This is a genomic window from Vibrio sp. 10N.222.49.C9, assembly GCF_041474985.1.
Lineage (GTDB): Bacteria > Pseudomonadota > Gammaproteobacteria > Enterobacterales > Vibrionaceae > Vibrio > Vibrio crassostreae_C.
Genome location: NZ_JBFRVD010000396.1, coordinates 1 through 349 on the forward strand (window position 1 = coordinate 1; position 349 = coordinate 349).

The window sequence follows — 349 nt, forward strand, 5'->3', positions numbered from 1 at the left end:
CGCTCTACACTTTGCTCACCTGTCATTAAGGTAGCCAGTTGTCCTGAGATAACCAAGGTGATCAGCGCCACTAGCACTTGTGAGCCAAGAATATATACGCAGGCTATATTAACCAACTTGATGATCTTATCGCTGTCTTTTGCTCCAACAAATCGACCTATCATAGGTGGCAGGGACATAGTTAAGGCAAGCACGCTGACAATAGCAAAAAACTCATAACGACTTCCTAGAGCCCAAGCTGCAACTGCGGCTGTGCCGTATGATGCAAGAAGCTTAGTTGAAAGCATTGCGGCTAGAGGCGGCATCAGCTGACTGGTCATTGCTGGCATCATGATACCGAACAGTGAAC

At 47.3% G+C, this 349-nt stretch carries 1 protein-coding gene; it reads right to left on the bottom strand.

Going from position 1 to position 349, the window contains the following annotated elements:
- Positions 1-349, bottom strand: a 349-nt coding sequence (locus AB4585_RS23675; RefSeq protein WP_372171210.1) for an MATE family efflux transporter, incomplete at both ends; no start/stop codon positions are given.